We start from the raw sequence: 19979 nt of genomic DNA, 5'->3' as shown, positions 1-19979 counted from the left end.
CCAAAGCGGAAGCGCCCCGAAGGGGCGCGGGGAACTGCGCGACCCGCCACAACGGACCCGCAGACGAAACGCCAAGCCCGTGAGTCAGGCCGCCTCCCCCTGCCCGTACGGCAGTACGGCGCGAACCTCCCAGCCCCCGTCCGGGCGCGGCCCCGCGGTGAGCCGCCCCCCGAGGGCCCGCACACGCTCCCCCAGGCCGACAAGACCGAACCCACCCCGGTCACCGGGGCCCGCCGGTGCGGGCAAGGCACCGTCGTCGACGACCCGCACCTCAAGGCCGCCCTCGGCCGAACGAACCGTGACGCGGACGGCGCCAGCCCCGGCGGCGTGTTTGCGTACATTGGTGAGCGCTTCGCGCACCACGTGGTGGGCCGTGGCCGCGAGATCGGCCGGAAGGCGTTCCTCCAGGCCGTGTTCCACCTCAACCGTCACGGGCGGCCCGGCGACGGCACCGGGCTGGGCGAGCGCGCGCAGCTCGGCGAGCCCCGGCAGGGGCGCCGTGCGCGCCTCGCCCTCGCGCAGGACGCGCACCAGGCGGCGCATCGCACCGAGGGCCGCGTCGCCCGCGTCCGCGATGCGGGTGAAGGTGTCGGCGGTGGCGGGCGCGTGGCCCGCGGTGCCCGCGGTGTAGGAGGCGGCGCGGGCCTGGACGACGATGCCGGTGACGTGGTGGGCGACGAGGTCGTGCAGCTCCCGGGCGAGGTCGAGGCGTTCGGCGGCGCGCGCGGCCTTCGTGTCGCGCACCCGCTGGGCCTCCGTGCCGCGCAGCAGCAGCGAGAAGGCGCTCACCACGGCGGCGAGCGCGGAGAACAGGAGCGTGAAGCGGCCGGGCGCGGCGTCGCGCACGGGTGCCGCCGCGCAGGCGAGCGCGAGCAGCGGCCCGAGCACGGCGGCGCGCCGGGCGGGCAGCCGCAGCAGGACGCCGGTGAGCAGCACGAGCAGGGCGACGGCCTCGCCCAGGCCCCAGACGGCGAGCGGCCGTCCGCCGGTGAAGACGTACAGGGTGGCGGCCCAGGAGACTCCGGCGGCGGTCCAGGCGCGGGCGGTGAGCGAGGGGCGGGGCCACGGCACGGCGCACAGGCAGGTGACGACGCCCGCGGTCAGCAGGGCGGCGCGCGGCTCGGTGGGGTTGCGGGTGAGGGTGAGGCTCTCGACGAGGACCAGGAGCACGAGGGCGGCGGCGAGCAGCAGCCGGGCGGCGGGGCGCAGCGCGGGGTGCCGGTCGAGGGCGGGTGGTCTCAGGGCGGGGCGCACGGCGGGCTCACGGGGCCTTGGTGGCGAGTCCGCTCTCCCAGGCCCAGGCGGCGATCTCCACGCGGTTGCGGGCGGCCAGCTTGGCCTGGACGTTCGCGAGGTGGGACTTGACCGTGGACAGGGACACGTACAGCTCGGCGGCGATCTCGGCGTTGGTGCGGCCGCGGGCGAGGGCGCGGACGACGTCCCGCTCGCGCTGGGTGAGGGGTTCGGCGGGACCGGGGGCCGCCTTGCGGGGGGCCAGTTCGCGCAGCAGGCGCACGGTGATCGCGGGGGAGACGAGGGCGTCGCCGACGGCGGCGGCCCGCACGGCCTCGACGAGCATGGCGGGGCTTGCGTTCTTCAGGAGGAACCCGCAGGCGCCGCCGTGCAGGGCGGCGTGGACGTATTCGTCGAGGTCGAAGGTGGTGACGATGACGATGCGGGGGCGGCTGCCGCGGGCGGTGAGGCGGCGGGTGGCCGCCAGGCCGTCGAGACGGGGCATGCGGATGTCCAGGAGCAGGACGTCGGGGATGTCGGGCTGGCTCTCCAGGATCATGCGGAAGCCGGTGCGGACCATCTCCTGGTCGTCCGCGATGACCACCGTGATCGCCATGTGCCGCTGCCTCGCCGTCGCCTGTCTCGTACGCGACGAGTGTCCCATATGTACGCGGTCGGGGTCGTACTCCCGTACGGGCGGGCGGGGGCCCGGTGACGGCATGCGGAGAGCCGGGCCCCGGTGGGGGCCCGGCTCCGTCACGCGTCGCTCACCGCGTCCGCATCGCGGCGGCGGCGCGGTGCGTCAGAGCTGGCTGGCGTACTTGGTGATGTCGGCCGCGAAGGTCGACACCTCGGTGTAGACGCCGGGGTAGGCCGGGCGGGCGCAGCCGTTGCCCCAGCTGACGATGCCGACCTGGATGTACTGGCCCGCGTCGTCCTTGCGGAACATGGGGCCGCCCGAGTCGCCCTGGCAGGTGTCGACGCCGCCGACGCCGAGCTTGCCCGCGCAGATCTCCTCGCCGGGGATGATCTCGCCGTTGTACGCGCGCGAGCAGTCCGCGTCGCTCACGAACGGCACGGTGGCCTTGAGCAGGTAGCGCTGCTGCGCGCCGCCTTCGCGGGCGGCGCCCCAGCCCGCGATGGTGAAGTTGCCGTTGTTGTACTTGGTGTCCGTGGCGATCTTCAGCGTGGGCTGGTTGATCGGCTTGGCGAGCTTGATGAGCGCCCAGTCCTTGCCGCTGCCGTTGTAGCCGGGGGCCTGGAGGACCTTGGTGGACTTGACCTTGATGGCGCTGGGGCTCTGGAGGTCGACGACGCCGCCGGTGGCGGTGATGGAGGTGTTGGCGCCGGAGCCGTCGACACAGTGCGCGGCGGTGAGGACGACGTCCTGCTTCAGCAGGGAGCCGCCACAGCCCATCGACAGGCGGACCATGAACGGGAACTCACCCTGCGCGGCGCGCGTGCCGCCGACGACCTGCTGGCCGGGGGTGGGGCCGGGGTGCGGGGCCGCCTGGGCGGCGACGGGCTGGAGGCTGAACCCGGCGAGGGCGATCGACCCGAGGACGGCGGCTCTCTTGACTCCACGAAGCTTGTCGGTCTTCAACGTGATTCCCTTCATGGGAGGTGTGGGGGGTTGCGCAGCGCGACGGGCCCACGCCGCACGCGCCGGAGCGCTGCGTGGCATGAGCCCGCCAAAGCGTTGTTGGATTATGAGGAGGCCCACGCACGGCCGACAAGGGGCGGTTTTCGGCCAGGCATTGGATTTCGGGCTGCTTACGACCGCGAACAACACCCGTACAGTAGGGACGAGTTGGGATGATCCACGCGGGGTCCGGCAGCGGATCCCGCCGCGGCCCAGGGGGGACGACGTGGCCAACGACCGGCCCGTGGAGCACGGCTACCCCCATCTGGAGACGGTCCGCGCGGCCGTCACCGCGCTGTACAAGCGGCTCTCGTACGACACCGTCCACTCCTTCGACACCAGCGTGGCGCCCGCGGACGTGGCCTTCGGCGACGAGGACGACCTGCATCTGGGCGCGCAGCGGGTGGCCCGCGAGCTGGTGCGGCACCTGCGGCTCCCCGACGCCCGCGTGATCGTGTCGTTCCGCGAGATGGAACACGCCGCGTTCGTCGAACTGACCGCGGGGCCGGAGTACTTCATCGAGCTGAACGACCGCTTCCGGCGCCATCGCCGGGACGTCGGCGCGGCCCTCGCGCACGAGGTGATGCACGTCTACCTGCACCGCCTCGGCCTGACCTTCCCCGGCACCCGCGCCAACGAGATCCTCACGGACACCGCGACGACCTACCTCGGCGCGGGCTGGCTCCTCCTGGACGCCTACCGCGAGGACGGCGCGTCCTCGCAGAAGCTCGGCTACCTCACGCCGGAGGAGTTCGGCTACGTGCTCGCCAAGCGGGCCCTCGCGTTCGGCGAGGCGCCCGAGACGTGGTTCACCAGCCCGCAGGCGTACACCGCGTACACGCGGGGCCTGGCGCAGGCCCGCCGCGACGAGCGGCAGCCCCCGCTGACCGCGGCGGGCTGGGCGGGGCGACGCCGCTACGCCAAGGACCGGCGCTACGCCCTCGACCACGGCTCGGGGCCCCGGACCGAGGGGTCGTACTCCTTCTCCCGGCCCGACGCGGCGGGCCCGCTGCGGGTCTCATTCCCCTGCCCCACCTGCCACCAGCGGATCCGCCTCCCCGCCCGCGGCAGGCTCCGCGCGCGCTGCGCCCTCTGCCACGCCCTCCTGGACTGCGACACCTGAACACGGCTCCGCGGCGGGCATAGCTGACAGCCCGTCAAAAACCCTGGCCGTCCGCCTTCCCCCTTCAAGACCCCCTCGCTACCGTCCGCCACGACCGGACGGCCACGGCGCGGCGGAAGGCGGACCGATGCGCGGCAGCACTCGCACCCTCACGGCGGCCACGGCCGTCGTCGTGGCACTGGGCCTCGGCGCCGCGCCCGCGGCGCCCGCGGCGGACTCCTCGCACGCGCCGCCGCGGACGGCGGCCTGGCAGCTCCCAGAGGTCGGGCAGATCCCGCTCCAGGGCGCCGTCAACGTCCGTGACGTGGGCGGCCACCGCACCTACGACGGCGAGCGGGTCCGCCGCGGCCTCGTCTACCGCGCCGACGCCCTCACCCGGCTCACCGACGCGGACGTCGCCGTGCTTGCCGGGCTCGGGCTGCGCACGGTGGTGGACTTCCGCGTCCCGGACGAGGTCCGTTACGACGGCCCGGACCGGCTCCCCGCCGGGCTCGCCGCCACCGCGCGGCCGGTGCCCGACAACGGCCTCTTCCGGCAGCTCATGACCGTGCTCGGCACCCGCGACCCGGTCCGGCAGGAGGAGCTGCTCGGCGGCGGCAGGGCCGAGGCCTTCATGCGGGACGTGTACCGCGCGTTCGTCACGGACGCCACGGGCCGCGCGCACTTCGCGGCCACGCTGCGCGACCTCGCGGCCCCGGGCGCCGCGCCGCTCCTCTACCACTGCACGGCGGGCAAGGACCGCACCGGCTGGCTGACGTACGTCCTGCTGCGCGCGGTCGGCGTGCCCGAACGGACCGCCACGGACGACTACTTGGCGTCCAACACCTTCCGCGCCGCGTACGACGCCGGGGTGCGCGCGGCGCTCAAGCAGGCGGGCATCATGCTCAAGCCGGAGCTCCTCATCCCGCTCCAGGAGGTCCGTACGGACTACCTGGACGCGGCGCTCACCGAGGCGACCCGGCGCTACGGCGGCTTCGGCGGCTATCTGACCCGGGGCCTCGGCCTGGACCCGCGCACCCTGCTCGGCCTGCGCGAACGCCTGGTCGGCTGAGCGGCGGCGGGCCTCCGGCAGGCGGTCAGGCCGCGCGCGGGGCGACGATCCCGAGCTCCCGCGCCGCCTTCAGCCACCGCGGGAACTCCCCCACCAGGTGGTCGTACAGGACGTCGTCGGGCACCGCGCGCGGCTTCTCGCCCGCGTGGAAGAACCCGGCGTTGTCGACGGCCCGCCGCTGGGGCACGGCCAGGTCGTCCAGGCGCCGCAGATAGTCGAACTGCCTGCTCCCGGGGTCGCCGAACCCGATGAACTTCCAGAACATCGGCAGCTTCGCGGCCTTGCACAAGTACCGCTCGGCGGCGGCCTTGTCCAGGGGCCCGCCGTCGGTCTGGAAGACGACGAGCGCGGGCGCGGGCGGGCCGCCGCCGGTGCTCCGCGCGTGCTCCACCGCGTCCAGGTAGTGGTCGATGACGGCGTCCATGGCCAGGTGGTAGTTGGTCTTGCCCATGTGGCCGAGGCCTGCGGCGATCTCCTCGATCCGGCCCTGGTGGCGGGCCAGTTCGACCTCGGCGACGGCGTCCACGTCCGTGGAGAAGAACACGGTGGGCACGACGCCGTCGTCGTCCAGGTGCGCGGACAGGCCAAGGACGCGGTCGGCGAGCGCCTGGACGCTGCCGTCCTTGTAGTACGGCCGCATGGAGCCGGAGTAGTCGAGCACCAGATAGACGGCGGCCCGCTCGCCCGCCAGGCCGTGGGCGCGCACGGAGGTGCCCGCCGTCTTGTAGAGGCTGACGAGGGCGGGTGCCGTCTCCTCGACCTTGCGGAGGCTGATCGCCGCGGTCATGCCGGGCCCGTGAGGAAGTCGACGGCCAGGCGCAGGAATTCCTCGGCCCGCTCGGCGAAGGCCAGGTGGCCGCAGCGCGGGAAGACGTGCAGGCGCGCGTCGGGCATGGCCTTCAGGGCGACGAACGCGCCGTCGAGCGGGTTCACGCGGTCCTCGCGCCCCCAGGTCAGGAGCGTCGGCCGGGTGACGCGGTGCGCCTCGCGCCACAGCAGCGCGCCCTCGGGCCACCGGGCGAACGCGGCGCCGACGTGCTGGGCGCCGCGCCGTGCGCACGGGTCCAGGGCGGCGGCGTACCGCTCGTCGACGAGGTCGTCGGTGACGTACGACGGGTCGTGGACGAGGGTCGTCAGGAACGCCCGCATCCCCTCGCGCGTCGGCTCGGGCGCGGCGCCGAACTCGATGAGCCGTCGTACGCCTTCGGGCGGGTCGGCGGAGAAGACGTTCAGGGAGAGGCCACCGGGCGCCATGAGCAGCAGCCTGTCGACCTTGTCCGGGTGATCGAGGGCCAGGCGCACGCAGGCGCCGCCGCCGAGCGAGGTGCCAGCGAAGTGGGCGCGGGCGATGCCCAGTTCGTCCAGGAGCGCGGCGACGGCGGCGGCGCTGAAGGAGAAGAAGTCCCGGTCGAGCTCGGGCTTGTCGGAGGCGCCGAAGCCGGGCTGGTCGACGAGGAGCGTACGGAAGTGGCGGGCGAGGCCGGGCAGCAGCGGCCCGAAGGCCGACCAGGCGGAGGCGCCGGGGCCGCCGCCGTGCAGCATCACCAGGACGGGGGCGGCGGGGTCCTGGGGGCCTGCTTCGTGGTAGCGCAGCCGCAGGCCCTTGGCCTCGGCCACGCGCGAGGTGCCTGCACGCGTGAGGTCCGCCCCGCTCGTCTCGCTCGTCACGCCCCCCATCCTCCCCCACCCGCCGACCCGCCCCGCACCGGGACGGGTGGCGGCGGCCGGGACGGTCAGGGCGTGGCGTCGCGGAACGACGGCAGGGCGAAGATCCTGGTCTTCGCCTCGTCCGACATCAGCTCGACCAGGGGCAGCACGAGGTCCCACAGGTCGCGCTTGTCGACCTCCCGGGCGAGCCCGTCGAGGTCCTCGTCACCGAGGGCCCCGGCCCGCTCCGCGACGACGCGCCGCGAGGGCTCGGGCAGGACCTCCACGAGGGGCAGGAACTCGGCCCACAGGCCGGTGGAGACCACGGCGGGCACGACGCCTTCGAGGACGCCCGGCTCCCGGAGCGCGGGCAGGGCCGCGACGGTGCGCCGCTCCTCCTCGGACAGCAGCGCGACCAGCGGGAGCAGCGACTCCCACAGGCCCTCGGCGGCCACGGTCGTGACGAGCGCGTCGAGGTGCTCGGCGGGCTGCGCCGCCGCGAGCGAGGCGATCCGCCCGCGCTGCTCGCCGGTGACCGTCCCGGCGACGGCGAGCGCCTCGGGCCACAGGCCGTCCGCGGCGGCGGAGTCGATGACGGCCGCGAGCCGCTCCTCGCCCATCAACTCCACGATCCGGCCCAGGCGTTCGGGTTCGTCGACGAGGAAGCCGGTGCGCAGCACGGCCGCGTCGCTGACCTGCGGCAGGATGCGGCTCAGGGCGGAGTCCCGCAGATGGCCGACGAACCGCCCCATGGTGAGGTGGTCCTCGCGCCCGGCGAGTTCGAGGGCGATGCGGACGACGAGGCCCTCGTCGAGCCGGTCGACGATGCCGCTGATGCGCCGCGGGTCGAGGTGCCCGCAGGACTCGGCCGTGAAGGCGACGGGGAGCTTGTCGATGATGTCGGCGGCGCGGGCCGGGTCGAGGCGCCCGGCGACGGCCGCGGCGAGCCGGGGCCCGAGCGCCTTCTGCGAGATGGCGGCGGCGACCCCGGCGGGCACCAGCTTGGTCGCGGAGGCGATGCGGTCGAGCATCTCCGGCGACCGGTCGAAGAGCGCGGCCACGCAGTCGGCGCGGAAGCGGCGTACGTCGTCGGCGGGCAGCTCCCCCAGGAAGGCGAGGTCGGCGGGGTCGACGTCGAGGAGGCGGGCGGTCTTCAGGGTCTCGGCCCTGGCGCGCAGCGTGTCCATGGTGTCCACGCCCCCTAGCGGAAGAGGATCCGGCGGACCGGGCCGCGGGCCAGGGCGGGCACGAGCTTCAGGGCCTCCTCGGCCGCCTCGCCGAGCCCGGAGGCCCGGCGTTCGCGCTCGCGGCGCAGCGCGGTGGCGAGCCGCTCGATGTGCTCGGGCGCCAACCGCCCGACGCCTTCCGGGGGTTCGGCCCCCAGCTCCGTCTTCAGCTGCTCCACTGCTCGGGTGCTCACGGGGACCTCCCACGACGCGCGGCTGCTGCGGGTTCGCGTCCCGAGCGTGGAGCGGAATTGAATAATAGTCAATAGCGGGGACGGGCCGCCGTCCGCCGACGCCCGCACCCGTACGCTTGGCCGAATGAAACGCGCTGGTCTGCTCCTTCTCGCGGTCGTCCCCCTCACCTTCACCGCGGTCGCGTGCTCCGAGGACGCCGGGAAGGACCGGCCCGCCGCCGCGCGGCCGTACGACGAGGACGGCTCCTCGGCCGACCGGCGCACGGACGACAAGCGGCTCGCGGACCTGCCGCCGGGGCTCGCGGCGCCCGCGAAGAAGGAGCTCGCGATGCAGCTCGTCGCGAGCGCGGAGAACTCCACGCTCGACTGGCGCGACCAGTACGGCTACATCGAGGACATAGGCGACGGCCGCGGCTACACCGCGGGCATCATCGGCTTCTGCACCGGCACCCACGACCTCCTGGAGCTCGTCGAGGACTACACGAAGGCCCGCCCGGACAACGGCCTGGCCCGTTTCCTGCCCGCCCTGCGCGCGGCCGACGGCAGCGACTCACACGCGGGCCTGGGGCGGCCCTTCACCCGGGCGTGGGCGCGGGAGGCCCGGCAGGCCGCCTTCCGGCGGGCCCAGGACGCGGTGCGCGACCGCCTGTACTTCGACCCGGCGGTCCGCCTCGCCAAGCTCGACGGGCTCGGCACGCTCGGGCAGTTCGTGTACTACGACGCGATGGTCATGCACGGCCCCGGCACCGGCCCGACGTCCTTCCACGGCCTGCGCGAGGCCGCGCGCAAGAAGGCGAACACCCCCACGGACGGCGGCCCGGAGAAGACGTACCTCGACACCTTCCTCGACGTACGCCGCACCCTGATGAAGACCGAGAAGTCCCACCACGACACCACCCGCATAGACACAGCCCAGCGCCGCTTCCTCCGCGAGCGGAACCTGGACCTGCGCACGCCGTTGACGTGGCAGGTGTACGGCGAGACATACCGGGTCCCCCGCTAGGCAGGCGCCCCGAAGGGGCGCGGGGAACTGCGCGACAAGCCACATCGAACCCGCAGACGCCCGACGACACAACGCGGCACATCCAGCGGCGCCGGGCACGCCACGGGCCCGAACCCCACACGGGAATCCGGGCCCGGGACGGGCGTACAGGCGGGGCTCAGCCCTTGACCGCCCCGGCCGCGAGGCCGGAGCCCAGGCGGCGGTGCACGATCACGAAGAAGATCATCACCGGCAGCGTGACCAGCGTGGAGCTGGCCATGACGGGCCCCCAGGACGTGGTGTTCTCACCGAAGAACTGGAAGATGCCCACGGCCGCCGTGTACTTGTCGCTGCCCTTCATGAAGGTGTACGCGAACACGAACTCGTTCCACGCCGTGATGAAGGCGAAGATCGAGGTGGCCACCAGGCCCGGCGCGACCAGCGGAAGCAGCACGGACCAGAACATGCGGAACCAGGACGCGCCGTCGATGTACGCCGCCTCCTCGACCTCCTTGGGCACCGCCGCGACGAAGCCGCGCAGGGTCCAGATCGCGAACGGCAGCGAGAGCGCGATGTACACGACCGAGAGGCCGAGCAGCGAGTTGAGCATCTCGAAGTCCCGCATCTGGATGAACAGCGGGATGACGAGCGCCTCCAGCGGCACCATCTGCACGATCAGGACCATGATCAGCACGGAGGTGCGGAACTTGAACTTGAACCGGGCCACCGCGATCGCCGCGAACAGCGAGAGCGCGGCCGCCGCGGCGATCGTGGCGACGCCGACGATCGCCGAGTTCAGCAGGTACTGGCCGAAGTTGCCCCGGTCGAAGACGAAGTCGAAGTGGTCGAAGGTCAGGCCGCTCGGCAGCAGGTCCGAGCCGCGCGTGAGCGCCTTCGGGTCCAGCGCCGTGGAGACCATCCAGTAGACGGGGAACAGCGTGAAGACCAGGAGCGCGATGACCGCGACCGGCAGGCCGATGCGCGAAGCGAGCGTGGTACGGCGGACACTCACAGTTCCTCCTCCCCCTGCCGGAACAGCGTACGGATGTAGATGACGGTGATCACGAGAAGCAGCACCGTCAGCAGGACCGCGGCCGCGGCGCCCGTGCCGTAGTCGTTCTTGGCGAACGCCTCGATGTACGAGTAGACGCCGAGGTTGTAGACGTCCGGATTGGAGCCGCTGCCTCCCGGCATCAGGAAGACCTGCGTGAAGACCTTGAAGTCCCAGATGGTGGACAGGATGGTCACCACCAGGAAGACCGGCCTGATGCTCGGCACGGTGATCTTCCAGAACCGCTGCCAGGCGTTGGCGCCGTCGATCTCGCCCGCCTCGTACAGCTCCTTCGGGATGGTGAGCAGCCCGGCGAGCACGGTGATCGCGACGAACGGGAAGCCGTGGTGCACGACGTTGATCGTCGCGATCCCGTAGAACGGCAGCCGCTCGGTGAACCAGTTGGTGGTCTCCGCGTCGATCAGGCCGAGCGAGTCCGCGACCTGGCTGACCATGCCGTCCTGCGGCTGGAACAGCCAGATCCACACATACGTTCCGGTGACCGCGGGCATCGCCCACGCGGCCAGGATGGACACCGAGCAGATCAGCTTCCACGTCGGGCCGAGCCGGTTGAGCAGCAGGGCCACGAGCGTCCCGAGCGCCACGGTCAGACCGACGCAGGCGAACGCGAAGAACACCGTGTTCGGCAGGACCGTCTTCCACAGCAGGTCGCCGGTCAGCAGGTCCTTGTAGTGGTCGAACCCGATGTACGTGCCCTCGCCACCGCCGAACTTGACCTTGTAGTCCTGCAGCGACAGCTTGCCGACCTGGATCAGGGGCCACAGGAGCAGCCCCACGAGGACGATCAGCGAGGGCGTGAGCAGCAGCCAGGGCCGGGTGAGAGTAACCAGTTTCTTGCGGCGGCGCGCGACTTCGGCGCCCCCGTCGTCGGATGGCGGGCGGACCGAAGGCGTGACCTCCGGCCCGTCGCTGACGAGCGTGTCTTTCACGGCGTGACTCGTCTTTCGCTTACTTGTCCTTGGCGAAGATGTCGTCCATGTCCTTCGCCGCCTTGTCCGCGGCCTCCTGGACGGACGACTTGCCCGTGAGGATCGACTGGACCATGCCGGTGATGACCTGCGAGGCCTGGATCTCTCCGTACGCCTTCGTCTTCGGAACGGTGGCCCCGGCCTCGATCATCTGCTTCGCGAACGGTTCGACCAGCGGGTCCTTCTGGGCCTCGATCTTCTTCAGCTCGGAGTTCTGCCCGGGGAAGTAGTTGGTCTGCTTGGCCCACTTGGCGGCGAACTCGCCGGTGGTCATCAACTTGACCAGCTCCCAGGCGAGTTCCTTCTTGTCCGTGTTGAACGCGGACAGGTACGAGCCGCCGAGGAAGGACTTGCTCATGCCGCCGTTCTGGCCGGGGATCGGCACGGCGCCGAGCTTGCCCTTGAGCTTCGGGTTCGCCTCGATGATGGCCTTGGGGGTCCAGTTGCCGCCGACCGACATGGAGATCTCGCCCTTGTTCCAGGCGTCGCCGACCTCCTTCTCCGTCCAGGTGTTGACCTTGGCCGGGGAGACCTTGTCCTTCCTCGCCAGGTCCGTGTAGTACGTGAGGCCCTTCACGGCCTCGGGCGAGTTGATCGCGGACTTCCACTTGTCGCCCTGCTGGGTGGCGAGTTCACCGCCCGCGCCCCAGACGAAGGCCGTCGCGAACATCTCCGCGCCGCCCGCCACCGGGAAGGCGATCTTGTCCGGCTCCTTCTCCTTGAGCGTCTTCGCCGTCTCCTGGAGCTCCTTCCAGGTCGTCGGCGGCTTCAGCTTGTGCTTCTCGAAGACGTCCTTGCGGTACACGATCGACCGCACGCCCGCGTACCACGGCATGCCGTACTGCTTGCCGTCCAGGGTGCCCGCGTCCTTCAGGCCCTCCACCAGGTCGTTCGACAGGCCCGACTTCTTCAGGTCGTCGGTGACGTCGACGAGCGCGCCGGTCTCGGCGAACTGCGGCACCCACGTCGTGCCGACCTCGGCGACGTCCGGGACCTGGTCCTCGCCGCCCTCGATGGCCGTCGTGAACTTCTTCTGGGCGGTGGCCCACTGCTGGTACTCGACCTTGATCTTGGCGCCGGTCTTCTTCTCGAAGGCCGCGCCGACCTCCTTGAAGAAGGGCCGGGGGTCGGGGTTGGTCCCCTCCATGATCCAGACGGTGAGCGTCTTGCCCTTGCCGTCGGCCTTGTCGCCGTTGTCCCCGTCGCCGTCATCGCCGCACGCGGTTGCGGTCAGACCGAGCGTCAGGGCGATACAACCCGCCGCGATGACACGTCGCTTCATGCCGGCCCCCTTCAGGTTCCTGTGGTGGGAGCGATTGTGCTCACGCAGGGTGTTGGCGGTCTAGACCCTTTCGGGGAAGCGGCCGAACCGTAATCACCGTTGCGCGGTGCGCTATCGCTGTGCCTCGACGGTGTCCTACGGTGTCGCCGTGCGGCGGAACGGCTCCGCGGTCCCACCCGTTTGCCCCACATCTCCCGCCCGCCGGGCGACACCGGGCCCCTCCGGACCCGCCCCACCCCACGACCCCCACCGGGCCGCTGGCCTCGGACGGCATCCCTCACGCACGGCCGCGCCGGGGTCCTTTCCCACCCACCCGCCCACCGCGCCCCGGCCCTGCGGGGCCGGGGCCCGCCGCGGGGCGCCGCGACGGGGCCGTCGCGGGCCGGGCCGGGCGCCCTGTGCCCGGGCGGGGCGGGCGATGGGGTTACCCACGGTGGGCTCGGCGGGGGCGCCGGGGTGCCCGGGCCCGGGGGTAGGGCCCATCCCGGGGGTGTCCCCACCCACCCGCCCCTGCCCTGGGTCGAGTTGGGGTCCATCAGGCCCGCCCGGCCAGGCCTCCCCCCAGCCCTCGCCAGGGAACAGCATCCGGCGCGCCGAACGCACGGAGCGTGGGGTCGGCGGGGAGCGGCGTGGCCGGGTGCATGGGTGCTGCCGCGCCGGGGGTGTGATCCAGCCACCGAGGATCACGGCGCGACGGGGACACGCCCCTTGGGGCGGACCTCGGCCCGTGCCAGGTGACCGCCGGACAGGTGGCCCGCCGAACGGCCGAAGCAAGAGTCCGGCGCAGATCACCCTCCAGGAAATGGTCCCCTCAAGGGCGAGGTTGCGGAGTGGCCGAAACCGGTCGGTCTGCCGCCCTCTACAGGCCCCTCCGAACCAAAGCCAGCGGGGACGGGCGTCGGGCCCACCCTCACCACGCTGCCTCCCTGGGCACACTCCGGTGGGGGCGGGCGGTGGGACCGCCCCGCGGCAGGGAACACGGCCCGAGGTGGAGCGCGGGAGCCCGTGTGTGAGGTGTTGCCGGTGCCTCGGTCGTGGCCTCACGCGTCACCCGGCGGGGGGCTGCCCCGGGGCTGCCGGGTGTGAGGTGCTGGCAGCGCCTTGAGCTGGGCCCGCGCTCCCGTAGGGCCAGGGCCCGTGCCTGGTGAGGGCGGGTGGGTGGGTGGGCCCGCGTCAGGCGCGCGGAGCGCGGCGCCCTGTCCACCGCCCCGGCAGAGGCAGGCCCGGCCCCGGAGAAGGGTGCGCGGCGCCTGCCATAGGTCCGGTCGGGGACATGGCAGGCGCCGCACTCAGTTCCGTACGCCGTTGTACGGGACAATCAGGGTCAGACCGTCAGGGACCGGTCCGTGGGACGGATCGGGGCCGGAAGGTCACTCGCACCGGTGAGGAAGCGGTCCACTCCCCGCGCGGCCGAGCGCCCCTCGGCGATCGCCCAGACGATCAGGGACTGGCCACGGCCCGCGTCACCGGCGACGAAGACGCCGGGCACGCTGGTGTGGAAGTCACCGTCACGGGCAATATTGCCACGCTCGTCCAGGTCGACGCCGAACTGGTCCACCAGACCGTTCTCCCGGTCCGTACCGGTGAAGCCCATCGCGAGGGTGACGAGCTGCGCCGGAATGCGCCGCTCCGTGCCCGGCTTCTGGGTGAGCTTGCCGTCCACGAAGGCGACCTCGACCAGGTGCAGCCACTGCACGTTGCCGTCCTCGTCGCCCTCGAAGTGGGTCGTGGAGACGGAGTAGACGCGCTCGCCGCCCTCCTCGTGGGCGGAGGTCACCTTGTACAGCATGGGGAAGGTCGGCCAGGGCTGCCCCGCGCTCCGCTCCTCGCCGGGCCGGGGCATGATCTCCAGCTGGGTCACGGACGCCGCGCCCTGGCGGTGCGCGGTGCCCACGCAGTCCGCCCCGGTGTCGCCGCCGCCGATGACGACGACGTGCTTGCCCTCGGCGGAGACGGGCGTGGTGACGTAGTCGCCCTCCTGGACCTTGTTGGCGAGCGGCAGGTACTCCATGGCCTGGTAGATGCCCTTGAGCTCGCGTCCTGGCACCGGCAGGTCGCGGGCCGTCGTGGCGCCCGCCGCGATGACCACGGCGTCGTACCGCTTGCGCAGCTTCGCCGCGTCGATGTCGCGGCCGACCTCCACGCCGGTGCGGAACTTCGTGCCCTCCGCGCGCATCTGCTCGATGCGCCGGTTGATGTGCCGCTTCTCCATCTTGAACTCGGGGATGCCGTAGCGCAGGAGGCCGCCGATGCGGTCCGCGCGTTCGTAGACGGCGACGGTGTGACCGGCCCGGGTGAGCTGCTGGGCGGCGGCGAGACCGGCCGGGCCCGAGCCGATGACGGCGACCGTCTTGCCGCTCAGCCGCTCCGGCGCCTGCGGCGCCACGTCCCCGGTCTCCCACGCCTTGTCGATGATCGAGACTTCGACGTTCTTGATGGTGACGGCGGGCTGGTTGATGCCGAGGACGCACGCCGCCTCGCAGGGGGCCGGGCAGAGCCGCCCGGTGAACTCCGGGAAGTTGTTCGTGGCGTGCAGCCGCTCGGAGGCGGCGGACCAGTCCTCGCGGTAGGCGTAGTCGTTCCACTCGGGGATCAGGTTCCCCAGCGGGCAGCCGTTGTGGCAGAAGGGGATGCCGCAGTCCATGCAGCGCGAGGCCTGCGTGGAGATGATCGGCAGGAGCGATCCGGGAACGTAGACCTCGTTCCAGTCCTGCACGCGCTCGCCGACCGGGCGGGTCTTGGCGACCTCGCGGCCGTGGTTCAAAAAGCCCTTGGGATCAGCCATTGGTCGCCGCCTCCATCATCTTCTCGGTGATCTCGGACTCGGAGAGTCCGGCTCGCTCGGCGGCGTCCTTGGCGGCGAGCACTGCCTTGTACGTGCTGGGGATGATCCTGCTGAAGCGGGTCACGGCCACGTCCCACTGGGCGAGCAGCTTCTCGGCGACCGTGGAGCCGGTCTCCTCCTGGTGGCGGCGCACGACGTCGTGCAGCCACTGCTTGTCGGTGTCGTCCAGGGGCTCGACGGCCGCCAGGTTCCCGGCGTTGACGTTGGCGCGGTCGAGGTCGATCACGTACGCGATGCCGCCCGACATGCCCGCCGCGAAGTTGCGGCCGGTCTCGCCGAGGACCACGGCGTGGCCGCCGGTCATGTACTCGCAGCCGTGGTCGCCCACGCCCTCGGAGACCACCGTGGCGCCGGAGTTGCGCACGCAGAAGCGTTCGCCGGTGCGGCCGCGCAGGAACAGCTCGCCGCCGGTCGCGCCGTAGGCGATGGTGTTGCCCGCGATGGTGGAGTACTCGGCGAGGTGGTCGGCGCCCCGGTCCGGGCGGACGATCACGCGGCCGCCGGAGAGGCCCTTGCCCACGTAGTCGTTGGCGTCGCCCTCCAGGCGCAGCGTGACGCCGCGCGGCAGGAAGGCGCCGAAGGACTGGCCCGCCGAGCCGGTGAAGGTGATGTCGATGGTGTCGTCGGGCAGGCCCGCGCCGCCGAACTTCTTCGTCACCTCGTGGCCGAGCATGGTGCCGACGGTGCGGTTGATGTTGCGGATGGCGACCTGGGCGCGGACCGGCTGGGCGTCCTCCTGGGAGTGCGCGGAGAGCGCGTCGGCGGCGAGCCGGATCAGCTCGTTGTCGAGCGCCTTCTCCAGGCCGTGGTCCTGCGCGACGACTTGGTGGCGCACCGCGCCCTCGGCCAGGTCCGGGACGTGGAACAGCGGCGCCAGGTCGAGGCCCTGGGCCTTCCAGTGGTCGACGGCCCGGGTGGTGTCGAGGAGCTCGGCGTGGCCGACGGCCTCCTCGATGGAGCGGAAGCCGAGCTCGGCCAGGAGCTCGCGGACCTCTTCGGCGATGAACTCGAAGAAGTTCACGATGTACTCGGCCTTGCCGCTGAAGCGGTCGCGCAGCGCGGGGTTCTGCGTGGCGATGCCGACCGGGCAGGTGTCCAGGTGGCAGACGCGCATCATGACGCAGCCGGAGACGACGAGCGGCGCGGTGGCGAAGCCGAACTCCTCGGCGCCGAGCAGCGCGGCGATGACGACGTCGCGGCCGGTCTTCAGCTGGCCGTCGGTCTGTACGACGATGCGGTCGCGCAGGCCGTTGAGCAGCAGCGTCTGCTGGGTCTCGGCGAGGCCGAGCTCCCAGGGGCCGCCCGCGTGCTTCAGGGAGGTCAGCGGGGACGCGCCGGTGCCGCCGTCGTGGCCGGAGATGAGGACGACGTCCGCGTGCGCCTTGGAGACGCCCGCGGCGACGGTGCCGACGCCGACCTCGGAGACCAGCTTGACGTGGATGCGCGCCGCCGGGTTGGCGTTCTTGAGGTCGTGGATCAGCTGGGCGAGATCCTCGATGGAGTAGATGTCGTGGTGCGGCGGCGGGGAGATGAGGCCCACGCCCGGCGTGGAGTGCCGGGTCTTGGCGACCCACGGGTAGACCTTGTGTCCGGGCAGCTGGCCGCCCTCGCCGGGCTTGGCGCCCTGGGCCATCTTGATCTGGATGTCGTCGGCGTTGACCAGGTACTCGGAGGTGACGCCGAAGCGGCCGGAGGCGACCTGCTTGATGCTGGAGCGGCGCGCCGGGTCGTAGAGGCGCTCCGGGTCCTCGCCGCCCTCGCCGGTGTTGGACTTGGCGCCGAGCTGGTTCATGGCGATGGCGAGGGTCTCGTGCGCCTCGCGGGAGATGGAGCCGTACGACATGGCGCCGGTGGAGAAGCGCTTGACGATCTCGGAGACCGGCTCGACCTCGTCGACGGGCACGGGCTGCCGGTCGCTCTTGAGGGCGAACAGGCCGCGCAGCGTCATCAGCCGCTCGGACTGCTCGTTCACGCGGTCCGTGTACTGCTTGAAGACGTCGTAGCGGCGGTTGCGGGTGGAGTGCTGGAGGCGGAAGACCGTCTCGGGGTCGAACAGGTGCGGCTCGCCCTCGCGGCGCCACTGGTACTCGCCGCCGATGTCCAGGGCGCGGTGCGCGGGCGCGATGCCGGAGGCCGGGTAGGCCTTGGCGTGGCGGGCGGCGACCTCCTGGGCGACGACGTCGATGCCGACGCCGCCGATCTTGGAGGTGGTGCCGTTGAAGTACTTCTCGACGAAGGACTCCTCCAGGCCGACGGCCTCGAAGACCTGCGCGCCGCGGTACGAGGCGACGGTGGAGATGCCCATCTTGGACATGACCTTCAGGACGCCCTTGCCGAGGGCGTGGATGAGGTTGCGGATGGCCTGCTCGGCCTCGATGCCGGGCAGGAAGGTGCCCGCGCGCACCAGGTCCTCGACGGACTCCATCGCCAGGTAGGGGTTGACGGCCGCGGCGCCGAAGCCGATGAGCAGCGCGACGTGGTGGACCTCGCGCACGTCGCCCGCCTCGACGAGCAGGCCCACCTGGGTGCGCTGCTTGGTGCGGATGAGGTGGTGGTGGACGGCCGCGGTGAGCAGGAGGGAGGGGATCGGCGCGTGTTCGGCGTCGGAGTGCCGGTCGGAGAGCACGATCAGGCGGGCCCCGGCCTCGATGGCGGCGTCGGCCTCGGCGCAGATCTCCTCGATGCGGGCGGCGAGGGCGTCGCCGCCACCGTGCACCCGGTACAGGCCGGACAGGGTCGCGGCCTTCATGCCGGGCATGTCGCCGTCGGCGTTGATGTGGATGAGCTTGGCCAGCTCGTCGTTGTCGATGACCGGGAAGGGCAGCGTGACCGAGCGGCAGGAGGCGGCGGTCGGCTCCAGGAGGTTGCCCTGCGGGCCGAGCGAGGAGTGCAGGGAGGTGACGAGCTCCTCGCGGATGGCGTCCAGGGGCGGGTTGGTGACCTGGGCGAACAGCTGCGTGAAGTAGTCGAAGATCAGCCGGGGCCGCTCGGAGAGGGCCGCGATCGGCGTGTCCGTGCCCATCGAGCCGATCGGCTCGGCGCCGGACTTGGCCATCGGGGCGAGCAGCACGCGCAGCTCTTCCTCGGTGTAGCCGAAGGTCTGCTGGCGGCGGGTGACGGAGGCGTGCGTGTGCACGATGTGCTCGCGCTCGGGCAGGTCGGAGAGCTCGATCTCGCCGGCTTCCAGCCACTCCTGGTACGGCAGCTCGGCGGCGAGCCGGGCCTTGATCTCGTCGTCCTCGACGATGCGGTGCTCGGCGGTGTCGACGAGGAACATCCGGCCGGGCTGGAGGCGGCCCTTGCGGACGACCTTGGCGGGGTCGATGTCGAGGACGCCGACCTCGGAACCGAGGACGACGAGGCCGTCGTCGGTGACCCAGTAGCGCCCGGGGCGCAGGCCGTTGCGGTCGAGGACCGCGCCGACCTGGGTGCCGTCGGTGAAGGTGACGCAGGCGGGGCCGTCCCAGGGCTCCATCATCGTGGAGTGGTACTGGTAGAAGGCGCGCAGGGCGGGGTCCATGGAGGTGTGGTTCTCCCACGCCTCCGGGATCATCATGAGCACGCTGTGCGGCAGGGAGCGGCCGCCGAGGTGGAGCAGTTCGAGGACCTCGTCGAAGGACGCGGAGTCGGAGGCGTCCGGCGTACACACCGGGAAGGTCCGCTCCAGCTGCTCCTGGCTGCCGAACAGCTCGCTGACCAGCTGCGACTCCCGGGCCCGCATCCAGTTGCGGTTGCCCCGCACGGTGTTGATCTCGCCGTTGTGGGCGACGAAGCGGTAGGGGTGCGCGAGCGGCCAGCTCGGGAAGGTGTTCGTGGAGAAGCGCGAGTGGACGAGGGCGACCGCGGTGGCGAAGCGGCGGTCGGACAGGTCCGGGAAGAAGGGCTCCAGCTGGCCGGTGGTCAGCATGCCCTTGTAGACGATCGTGCGCGCGGAGAGCGAGGGGAAGTAGGTGGCGGCCTCGCGCTCGGCCCGCTTGCGCAGGACGAAGGCCTTGCGGTCCAGGGCGAGCCCGGTGTTGTCACCGGCGGTGACGAACAGCTGGCGGAAGACCGGCATGGTGGCGCGGGCGGTGGCGCCGAGCAGCGTCGGGGCGACCGGCACCTCGCGCCAGCCGAGGACGGTCAGGCCCTCCTCGGCGGCCAGCGTCTCGATGTGTGAGACGGCTTCGTCCGTGCCGTGCGGGGGCAGGAAGGCGATGCCGACGGCGTACGCGCCCGCGGCGGGCAGCTCGAACCCCGCGGCCTCGCGCAGGAACGCGTCCGGGACCTGGAGCAGGATGCCCGCGCCGTCCCCGGAGTCCGGTTCGGAGCCGGTGGCGCCGCGGTGCTCCAGGTTGCGCAGTACGGTCAGCGCCTGCTCGACGAGCTCGTGGCTCGCCTCACCGGTGAGGGTGGCCACGAAGCCGACGCCGCAGGCGTCGTGTTCGTTCCGGGGGTCGTACATGCCCTGCGGGGCGGGGCGACCGTCCATGGGCGACCAGGCGTCGGAACGCATCGGCACTCCCGTCGTCGTGGTGGGGCACCTCCCAGGCTCTGGGGGCGCGGGCGGCGAGGGACGACGTTGGCCCTGGCGAAATTTCGTGCAGGTTACATGATGGGCCGCTTCTCGAAAAGCGGATACTTCATTCCAGTATCTGGACAGCGCCCTGGGGATGGAGAGCGGCGAAGGGGGGCCGGAACAGGCAGATCGGTGACCGTCGGCCGGGAGCGACCA

At 72.2% G+C, this 19979-nt stretch carries 15 protein-coding genes; 3 read left to right on the top strand and 12 right to left on the bottom strand.

Annotation, left to right across the window (positions count from 1 at the left end):
• Positions 1 to 84: 84 nt before the first annotated feature.
• From ACIG3E_RS12350 to ACIG3E_RS12340, 3 genes are all read right to left on the bottom strand, one after another.
• The gene (locus ACIG3E_RS12350; RefSeq protein ID WP_399614581.1) at positions 85 to 1254 is read right to left on the bottom strand and encodes a sensor histidine kinase; all 1170 of its coding nucleotides are present in this window, start codon (positions 1252 to 1254) and stop codon (positions 85 to 87) included.
• A 7-nt stretch (positions 1255 to 1261) separates the two neighbouring features.
• Positions 1262 to 1849 carry a LuxR C-terminal-related transcriptional regulator gene (locus tag ACIG3E_RS12345; RefSeq protein WP_399614579.1) on the bottom strand — a complete coding sequence of 196 codons (588 nt, stop codon included), beginning with the start codon at positions 1847 to 1849 and terminating at the stop codon, positions 1262 to 1264.
• Positions 1850 to 2035: 186 nt separating this feature from the next.
• Positions 2036 to 2851: a S1 family peptidase gene (locus tag ACIG3E_RS12340; protein WP_399614577.1), complete on the bottom strand. Its 816-nt coding sequence runs from the start codon at positions 2849 to 2851 to the stop codon at positions 2036 to 2038.
• A gap of 250 nt (positions 2852 to 3101) precedes the next feature.
• On the opposite strand from ACIG3E_RS12340, the gene ACIG3E_RS12335 reads away from it, so the two are divergent.
• Entirely contained in the window at positions 3102 to 3998 is an 897-nt protein-coding gene (locus ACIG3E_RS12335) for a hypothetical protein (protein ID WP_399614575.1), read from the top strand.
• A 127-nt stretch (positions 3999 to 4125) separates the two neighbouring features.
• Positions 4126 to 5049, top strand: coding sequence for a tyrosine-protein phosphatase (locus ACIG3E_RS12330; protein WP_399614573.1), 924 nt, complete (start codon positions 4126 to 4128; stop codon positions 5047 to 5049).
• A 25-nt stretch (positions 5050 to 5074) separates the two neighbouring features.
• Here ACIG3E_RS12330 and ACIG3E_RS12325 read toward each other — a convergent pair whose 3' ends face one another.
• The 4 genes from ACIG3E_RS12325 to ACIG3E_RS12310 form a co-directional block, all read right to left on the bottom strand.
• On the bottom strand, positions 5075 to 5836 hold the full coding sequence (locus tag ACIG3E_RS12325) for a VWA domain-containing protein (RefSeq protein ID WP_399614571.1): 762 nt from the start codon (positions 5834 to 5836) through the stop codon (positions 5075 to 5077).
• Positions 5833 to 6717 (bottom strand): 4,5:9,10-diseco-3-hydroxy-5,9,17-trioxoandrosta-1(10),2-diene-4-oate hydrolase, encoded by an 885-nt coding sequence (gene hsaD / locus ACIG3E_RS12320; RefSeq protein ID WP_399614568.1) that lies wholly within the window; start codon positions 6715 to 6717, stop codon positions 5833 to 5835. Before hsaD ends, ACIG3E_RS12325 begins: the two co-directional genes overlap by 4 nt.
• A gap of 65 nt (positions 6718 to 6782) precedes the next feature.
• On the bottom strand, positions 6783 to 7883 hold the full coding sequence (locus ACIG3E_RS12315; RefSeq protein WP_399614850.1) for a hypothetical protein: 1101 nt from the start codon (positions 7881 to 7883) through the stop codon (positions 6783 to 6785).
• Positions 7884 to 7897: 14 nt separating this feature from the next.
• The gene (locus tag ACIG3E_RS12310; protein WP_172385470.1) at positions 7898 to 8116 is read right to left on the bottom strand and encodes a hypothetical protein; all 219 of its coding nucleotides are present in this window, start codon (positions 8114 to 8116) and stop codon (positions 7898 to 7900) included.
• Between the two features lie 124 nt (positions 8117 to 8240).
• On the opposite strand from ACIG3E_RS12310, the gene ACIG3E_RS12305 reads away from it, so the two are divergent.
• The gene (locus ACIG3E_RS12305; protein WP_399614565.1) at positions 8241 to 9119 is read left to right on the top strand and encodes a chitosanase; all 879 of its coding nucleotides are present in this window, start codon (positions 8241 to 8243) and stop codon (positions 9117 to 9119) included.
• A gap of 157 nt (positions 9120 to 9276) precedes the next feature.
• Here the strand turns inward: ACIG3E_RS12305 and ACIG3E_RS12300 are convergent, their stop codons facing one another.
• From ACIG3E_RS12300 to gltB, 5 genes are all read right to left on the bottom strand, one after another.
• Complete coding sequence (locus tag ACIG3E_RS12300) at positions 9277 to 10110, bottom strand: carbohydrate ABC transporter permease (protein ID WP_399614563.1); 834 nt, start codon at positions 10108 to 10110, stop codon at positions 9277 to 9279.
• Positions 10107 to 11099: a carbohydrate ABC transporter permease gene (locus tag ACIG3E_RS12295; RefSeq protein WP_399614560.1), complete on the bottom strand. Its 993-nt coding sequence runs from the start codon at positions 11097 to 11099 to the stop codon at positions 10107 to 10109. Before ACIG3E_RS12295 ends, ACIG3E_RS12300 begins: the two co-directional genes overlap by 4 nt.
• 19 nt (positions 11100 to 11118) lie before the next feature.
• Positions 11119 to 12420 carry a sugar ABC transporter substrate-binding protein gene (locus tag ACIG3E_RS12290; protein WP_399614557.1) on the bottom strand — a complete coding sequence of 434 codons (1302 nt, stop codon included), beginning with the start codon at positions 12418 to 12420 and terminating at the stop codon, positions 11119 to 11121.
• 1324 nt (positions 12421 to 13744) lie between these two features.
• Complete coding sequence (locus ACIG3E_RS12285) at positions 13745 to 15205, bottom strand: glutamate synthase subunit beta (RefSeq protein WP_399614554.1); 1461 nt, start codon at positions 15203 to 15205, stop codon at positions 13745 to 13747.
• Positions 15198 to 19709: a glutamate synthase large subunit gene (gltB, locus tag ACIG3E_RS12280; protein WP_399614848.1), complete on the bottom strand. Its 4512-nt coding sequence runs from the start codon at positions 19707 to 19709 to the stop codon at positions 15198 to 15200. Before gltB ends, ACIG3E_RS12285 begins: the two co-directional genes overlap by 8 nt.
• Between the last annotated feature and the right edge of the window lie 270 nt (positions 19710 to 19979).

Origin of the sequence: Streptomyces sp. NPDC053474 (genome assembly GCF_044544845.1) — a bacterium.
Classification (GTDB): Bacteria; Actinomycetota; Actinomycetes; order Streptomycetales; family Streptomycetaceae; genus Streptomyces.
This window is presented reverse-complemented; position numbering and strand designations above follow the sequence as displayed.